Here is a 6156-nt window from a genome sequence, read left to right as displayed (position 1 = left end):
CTATCGGAGTACCTCATGCTTTCAGGCTGTCACCAGGGCAAGCAGCGCCCAGCGGGTACCTGGCATTACGTCACGCCCGCACTTCTTGATCAGTAGGGCGACGACTGTCCGCTCGAGGTCGTCGGTCCAGGTCTCGTAGTCCCACATGCGAGGGTTGGTCGCCACAACCGGCCGACCAGATCCGGCGGGACGACCGGCTTCGGACAGCAAGGTCTCGAAGCGAAGATGAACAGCGGTGTCGGAGCGGGCAAGCGCGGTGTCCAAGATGGCCTGGGTGTCAGGCCGGGGCTGGGTGTCGATACTGAGGCGTTCCCATTTGGAGACGGTGCCGACGGCGACCCCGAGATGACCGGCGAATGCACGGACGCTCATTCGTAGCGCGAGACGCAGAGCACGGGCCTCCAGGCCGCTCCATTGCTGCACAGTCGTCATGCGTCGCTCCTTTCCGGAAATTCATCGAAGCAGCCGAGCGCTTGAAGCAGGACGGAAGTGCAACGGAAGTAGAACACCGGGCCATTTCCCGGCAGCGCGATCGCGGTCAAGCTCAATGGCGCAGGCGAACGGCCTCCCGCCGTTCCGGATTCCATTTGGGCGGTTATGCGCATGTATTTAACCGAACAACATCACATACCGGGCCCGATCGTCTACGGCTACCTGCGACTGGTGAAGGCCTCGAAAGCCCGTCAGGACGCGTTGAGCCAGGCGCTGGCCGAGTACTGCCGCCAGCACGAACTGCTGCTGGCCGGTGTCTTCACCGAGCGGAACCCCGCGGCAGGCGTTGACCGGTCGCCGGCGTTCACCGGCCTGCTGGATGTGCTGGCCGTACCCGGCGTCTACGGGGTGGTCCTGCCGACGTTCACTCACCTGGGACCACGGGCGAGTGCCCGTCAGCGACAGCGGAAGATCGCCGGGCTGGGAGCGCGGCTGCTGCTGATCCGCGACGCGGCCCGCTCTCATCGGCTTGGTGAACACACCGCCTGCTCCTACGGTGGCCAGCTACGCCGCCACAGCAGAGAGCTCGTCGTCGCCTCGGACACCGAGACATGAGGCGCGCGGTGGGCCCCGTCGAGCGTCTCTTCCCCGCCGTGAGCGAATCGGCGCCGCAGGCCCGCAATCTGGTCACCACTGTCCTGGCCGACTGGGGCATGGCGGGGGAATGCGTCGACGACGTCGGACTGTGCGTCACAGAGCTGGCCGCCAACGCGCTGATTCATGGCGGCGTTCCCGAGCATGGCTTCATGGTGAAGGTCGCCGCCGTCGACGGTTTCGTCCGCATCGAGGTACACGACCACAGCACGCGCCACCCGCAGATGCGTTACCCGGCCGGCACCGACCTGGGCGGACGCGGCCTCATGATCGTAAACGAGCTGGCCGACAGCTGGGGCGTCAACGACCAGGGCCAGGACGGCAAGGCCGTGTGGGCGCACTTCAAGTTTCCGGCGGCGGTAGGAGCCGGACAGCTCATGAGCCTTCAGGAGCAGGAGGAAGAACTCTGTCCGGGCGGTCCGGCGAGGTGCTTTGAACCCGTGGCGCCGCGCCGTACGGCGATGCCGGACACCACACCCACCACACCGGCCGGAACCTCGATCACCGGATGTAGCCATGGATCCGCGGCGACCGTCCAGCCTCGTCGGTACCGACGGTATGTCGTAGCCGAGCCGAAGGCGCATCGGCAGCCGCATGACCAGCCCCTGCGATCGCGAAGGATTTGATGATCATGCCTCCCGAAGTCACCCGACCGGCTTGGTCGCGCCCCGTCCACACACTGCGCCGACGAGAAGATCCAGCCGCCGGTGGGTCGCCGACGGCTCCCGAGACCGAGCACGAGTCCGGTCCCTTGAGCGGATTCCAGATCGAGATCAGCAAGTGGTTCACCTTCGAGGCCGCTCACCGGCTCAACGGGCTGCCCGAGGACCACCAGTGCGGGCGCCGTCACGGACACAGCTACCGGGTGGAGATCCGGCTGAGCGCCGAGGAACTGACCGGCCCGGGGTTCGTCACCGACTTCGGTGCGCTGGAGCCGTTCGCCGCCTACGTCAGGAATCATCTCGATCACCGTGACCTCAACGAGGTGCTGGAAGTGGAGCCGACCTCAGAACTGCTGGCAGTGCACCTGGCGCGATGGTTCAGGGAGCACGTGGAACCGACCATCCCAGGCCGGCTGGTCGCGATCGCGGTCAGCGAGACCGCGAAGACCTCCGCCGTCTGCACGGTGGGGTCGCGATCATGACCGCCTTGATGACGGACCAGGGCGCCACCGAGCACCAGGACCTGCTGATCGCCGAGCGGTTCGGCCCTACCATGCAGGGTGAGGGGCCCAGCAGCGGGGTGCCTGCGATCTTCGTGCGCCTGTCGCGATGCAACCTGTCGTGCGGCTTCTGCGACACCCCGTTCACGTGGGACAGTACCCGCTTCGACCTGCGTGATGAGAGTGCTCGTATGGCGGTCGCCGAGGTCACTGCCTGGGCGCTGGCCAGCGGCGTGGAACTGATCGTCATCACCGGCGGTGAGCCGCTCCTACAGCAGCAGGCGCTGATTCCCCTGGTGAGTGCACTGGTTCAGGCCGGGCGCCGGGTGGAGATCGAGACCAACGGCACCGTGCTGCCGCACCTGCGACTGCTGGTCGACGGGGTGCGGTTCAACGTCTCCCCCAAACTCGCCAACGCGCGCCTGCCCCAGAGCAGGCGCATCGTCCCCGAAGCACTCGCGGCGCTGACCGCCAGCGGCCGGGCGGTCTTCAAGTTCGTCGCCGAACGGGTGGCCGACCTGGAGGAGATCGATCATCTGCAGCAGCGGTTCGCCCTGCGCGAGGTGTGGGTGATGCCGGAGGGCACCACACCAGAGCAGATCATCGACCGCGCCCGTCGGCTGGCGGAGGCGGTGATCGCCCGCGGGTGGTCGCTGTCGCTGCGCACCCACGTCCTGCTGTGGGGAGACGAACGCGGCCGCTGACCCTTCCTTCCACAGCACGCCCGAAAGAGCGAGCAAAGCACCTCAGAAGCGCCGAGTCAGCCGTCCTCCAGAAATCTCATCTCCCGGAAAGGGGGACTTCCTGTTGTGAACACGGAGAACAACGACCAGCAGTCCACCGGCCACGTCGTTGTCGTCGCCTCGGGCGGCCTGGACTCCACCACGTTGGCCTACTGGCTCGGAGCCAACGGTACGGCCCGGCTCACCCTCCTCGGCGTCGACTACGGGCAGCGGCACGGCACTGAGCTGTCCTACCTGGAGGTCACCGCGAAGGCACTCGGCGCGACGTACGTCCGCCTCGACCTTTCCGGTCTGGCCACTCTCGTGAGCGGCTTCGCGCTCACCGATGCCCGTGTCCCGGTCCCGCCGGGCCACTACAGCGACGTCTCCATGCGAGCCACAGTCGTGGCCAACCGCAACCTTCTGCTGCTGGATCTCGCCGTCGCTCACGCGGTCTCGGCTGGAGCCGACGCCGTGGCCTTCGGGGCACACTCCGGAGACCACACGATCTACCCGGACTGTCGCCCGGTGTTCGTCGAGGCCTACCGGCGCATGGTCACCGTGGCGAATGAGGGCTTCATCTCCGACGGCTTCCAGGTTCTCGCACCCTTCATCGAGATGACCAAGGCCGAGATCGTACGGCTCGGCGCCCGGCTCGGGGTGCCCTTCGCCGACACCTGGTCGTGCTACCAGGGCGGACGCCGACACTGCGGACGGTGCGGTACCTGCACCGAACGCAAGGAGGCGTTCGCGCTGGCCGGAGTGTTCGACCCCACCGACTACGACGACCCGTCTCCGGCGGTGTCACGCAAATGATCATCAAGAAGCCGCCTAGGCCCGGTCTCCTGGGCTCTACCCGCAGCCCGGTGGACGCCTGGGGCGGCACGCTGGAGGTGGGTGAAGGGTGAATCTCGTCATCGTCGGCTGCTCCTCCCGCAAGAAGTTCACCACCGTTCCCGTCCCCGCCCTCGACCTCTACGAAGGTGGTTGCGTGCCCCACCTACGTCGGCGTGTCGGGCACCTGCGCGCGCTGCGCTCTCAGGTCCGCATCCTGTCGGCCGAGTACGGCCTCGTCTCCCCGGATCGGCTGCTGCTGCCTTACGACCGGCGCCTGACCTCGGACCGGGCTCGTGAACTGTGTCCGATCACCGCCGCCGTACTGGAAGAGGAGTTCGAGCGGAACGGCAGGCCGGTGCGAGCGCTCGTCGTGGCCGAACCGCTCTACCAGAGCATCGTGCACGCCCCGTTGCGAGAGATTCGGCTTCACCTCATCGACGACCCGCGCGACTGGGCCACCACCTCAAAGGTTCTCGACTCTTGGAACTGGCCGTGACCGGCCCACGTTCCCTGCCGTTCCTCTCATCTGCTGTTCATCACCGTGAAGGGATCATTCCATGCCCCCGATTTCCAACCTGTCTGCCCCGAACCGTCAGCGGGTCTTCGACCATCGGCGCATCTGGCGTCTGGAACCGGAGACCTTCATCACCGCCGCCGAGATGCTGGCTGAACACGAACGTCCCCACCGGCCCGATGTGGTGATCGCCGTCGCCCGAGGCGGAGTCCCGCTCGGCACCGCGCTGGGTCGTCTGCTGGACGTTCCCACGGTCAGCATCCGGCTGCGGCACAACCGCGACGACAAGCTGGAGGTTCAGGCCACCGGCCGGGTCGACGTCGTCGACTGCACCGAGCTCAACCGGGTGGTTCCGGGCAGCCGAGTGCTGGTGGCCGATGACATCTGCGGCACCGGCGCGACGCTGAGGGCAGTCGTGACGCTGCTGCGGCAGCGGCTCGGATCGGCCGGCGTGCGCGCCGTGGTGCTGTGCCGCAACGCCGCCGGCCACGAGGCTGAAGGCGGGGCGAGCCCGGACGCATGGGTGTGGGACACCCGCGACTGGGTCGTCTTCCCATGGGAGAAGCCTGCGGACACACCCACCGAGCCGCTGGCGGCGCCCACCGGCGTACGGGCAGGTGAACGCGCGTGCTGAACGGCGACCGGCACAGGACCATCGCGTTCTGCCTGCTCAGCTACCGCCCCGACCATCCCGCGGGTGTCGAGCGCAGCCTGGCGGCACTCATGAAAGGCCTGCGTCAGCTCGGCCACACGACGTTGATGCTGGCCGCGGGACCGTCACAGGCCGCCGATGCCGCCGAACCGGATCTGGTCCGGCTGACCTCGCTGCAGTTGCCCTGTCCTGCGACCAACGACGACGTTCGCAGCGCGCTGACCGATCCCATCCCGGTGGCCGCCGAGGTGTCGGCGGTGCTGGCCGAACGTGGCGTGGACATTGCCTGCTGGGGCGACACCCTGTGGGGGCTGGGATACCTGAACGCGGCTCCACCGGAGGTACGGACCGCGCTCATGGTCCACAAGATCCGCCCCGCCGGTGACGAGCGCTGGTTGCGGGCGTTGGCCAAGGCCAGCGTGGTCTGTCCGGCCAGCGCCTACCTCGCTCAGGAGGGAGCCGAAGCCGGGTGGGACACCAGCAGGTGGCGGACAGTGCCCAACGCCCTGGAGACGATGCCGCCCGCCGTACTGGGCGCCGAGCGCGAGCTGCTGCGTCGTGACGGGCCGATCCGCATCGTCTCCCGGGTGGAGCCCGCCAAGGGCCTGGCCGAGCTGATCGAGGCGATCCCGCCCGGCTGGAACCGTCCGGTGGAACTCGTGCTGGCCGAGGCCGACTTCGAGTTCTGGCCCGGCATGCAGACCGATGTCATCGACGCCTGCCGGGCGGCGGCCGCGCGATGGCCCGGCCTGATCACGATCCGGCCCGCGCTGAGCTGGCACCAGGTCCCGCCCTACCTGGCCGGGGCCGCCGCGACCGTCATCTCCTCGACCGAGCCGGAGACGTTCTGCTTCACCGCCGCCGAAGCGCTGTCGGCCGGCACCCCCGTGGTCGGCTTCGACCACGGCAACGTCCCGCTGCTGACGGGAGCCGCCGGCCGGGTCGTGCCGCTCCACGGAGGCGCCGACGCGCTGTGGAGCGCGCTGAAAGCGCTGCTGGACGATCCGGCGGCGTACCACGCGGCAGCGACGGCGGCGCCCCGTCGGGTGGCCGCCCACACCCCGGCCGCCGCGGCGAACGCACTGCTGGCCGCCGTCGACAACGCCCCACCACGTTCCAACCGCGTCACCGTACCGAGCCCTGCCGTATCGGGCTCCTCTACCTCTCACTGACCGCACCTGCC

9 protein-coding genes are annotated in these 6156 nt (G+C 68.3%); 8 read left to right on the top strand and 1 reads right to left on the bottom strand.

Annotation, left to right across the window (positions count from 1 at the left end; translation table 11 throughout):
* Positions 1-21 precede the first annotated feature (21 nt).
* Complete coding sequence (locus AB0N02_RS09160; RefSeq protein ID WP_363944207.1) at positions 22-432, bottom strand: hypothetical protein; 411 nt, start codon at positions 430-432, stop codon at positions 22-24.
* Positions 433-663: 231 nt separating this feature from the next.
* On the opposite strand from AB0N02_RS09160, the gene AB0N02_RS09155 reads away from it, so the two are divergent.
* The 8 genes from AB0N02_RS09155 to AB0N02_RS09120 all read left to right on the top strand — a co-directional run bounded on the left by AB0N02_RS09155 (position 664) and on the right by AB0N02_RS09120 (position 6145).
* The gene (locus AB0N02_RS09155) at positions 664-1047 is read left to right on the top strand and encodes a hypothetical protein (protein WP_363944205.1); all 384 of its coding nucleotides are present in this window, start codon (positions 664-666) and stop codon (positions 1045-1047) included.
* A gap of 38 nt (positions 1048-1085) precedes the next feature.
* Positions 1086-1712 (top strand): ATP-binding protein, encoded by a 627-nt coding sequence (locus AB0N02_RS09150; protein WP_363944203.1) that lies wholly within the window; start codon positions 1086-1088, stop codon positions 1710-1712.
* A gap of 125 nt (positions 1713-1837) precedes the next feature.
* Positions 1838-2230 (top strand): 6-carboxytetrahydropterin synthase, encoded by a 393-nt coding sequence (locus tag AB0N02_RS09145; RefSeq protein ID WP_363944202.1) that lies wholly within the window; start codon positions 1838-1840, stop codon positions 2228-2230.
* Positions 2227-2952 carry a 7-carboxy-7-deazaguanine synthase QueE gene (locus AB0N02_RS09140; protein ID WP_363944200.1) on the top strand — a complete coding sequence of 242 codons (726 nt, stop codon included), beginning with the start codon at positions 2227-2229 and terminating at the stop codon, positions 2950-2952. The genes AB0N02_RS09145 and AB0N02_RS09140 overlap by 4 nt, the downstream gene beginning before the upstream one ends.
* 105 nt (positions 2953-3057) lie before the next feature.
* Positions 3058-3786 (top strand): 7-cyano-7-deazaguanine synthase QueC, encoded by a 729-nt coding sequence (gene queC, locus AB0N02_RS09135; protein WP_363944198.1) that lies wholly within the window; start codon positions 3058-3060, stop codon positions 3784-3786.
* An 88-nt stretch (positions 3787-3874) separates the two neighbouring features.
* Positions 3875-4303 carry a DUF6884 domain-containing protein gene (locus AB0N02_RS09130; RefSeq protein ID WP_363944196.1) on the top strand — a complete coding sequence of 143 codons (429 nt, stop codon included), beginning with the start codon at positions 3875-3877 and terminating at the stop codon, positions 4301-4303.
* Positions 4304-4364: 61 nt separating this feature from the next.
* Positions 4365-4955 carry a phosphoribosyltransferase family protein gene (locus tag AB0N02_RS09125; protein WP_363944195.1) on the top strand — a complete coding sequence of 197 codons (591 nt, stop codon included), beginning with the start codon at positions 4365-4367 and terminating at the stop codon, positions 4953-4955.
* Positions 4949-6145 (top strand): glycosyltransferase, encoded by a 1197-nt coding sequence (locus AB0N02_RS09120; protein WP_363944193.1) that lies wholly within the window; start codon positions 4949-4951, stop codon positions 6143-6145. Before AB0N02_RS09125 ends, AB0N02_RS09120 begins: the two co-directional genes overlap by 7 nt.
* The last annotated feature ends 11 nt before the right edge of the window (positions 6146-6156 follow it).

Source organism: Streptosporangium sp. NPDC051022 (assembly GCF_040683035.1).
Classification (GTDB): Bacteria; Actinomycetota; Actinomycetes; order Streptosporangiales; family Streptosporangiaceae; genus Streptosporangium.
The sequence above is the reverse complement of the archived record's forward strand: the minus strand, read 5'-3'. Positions and strand labels throughout refer to the sequence as shown.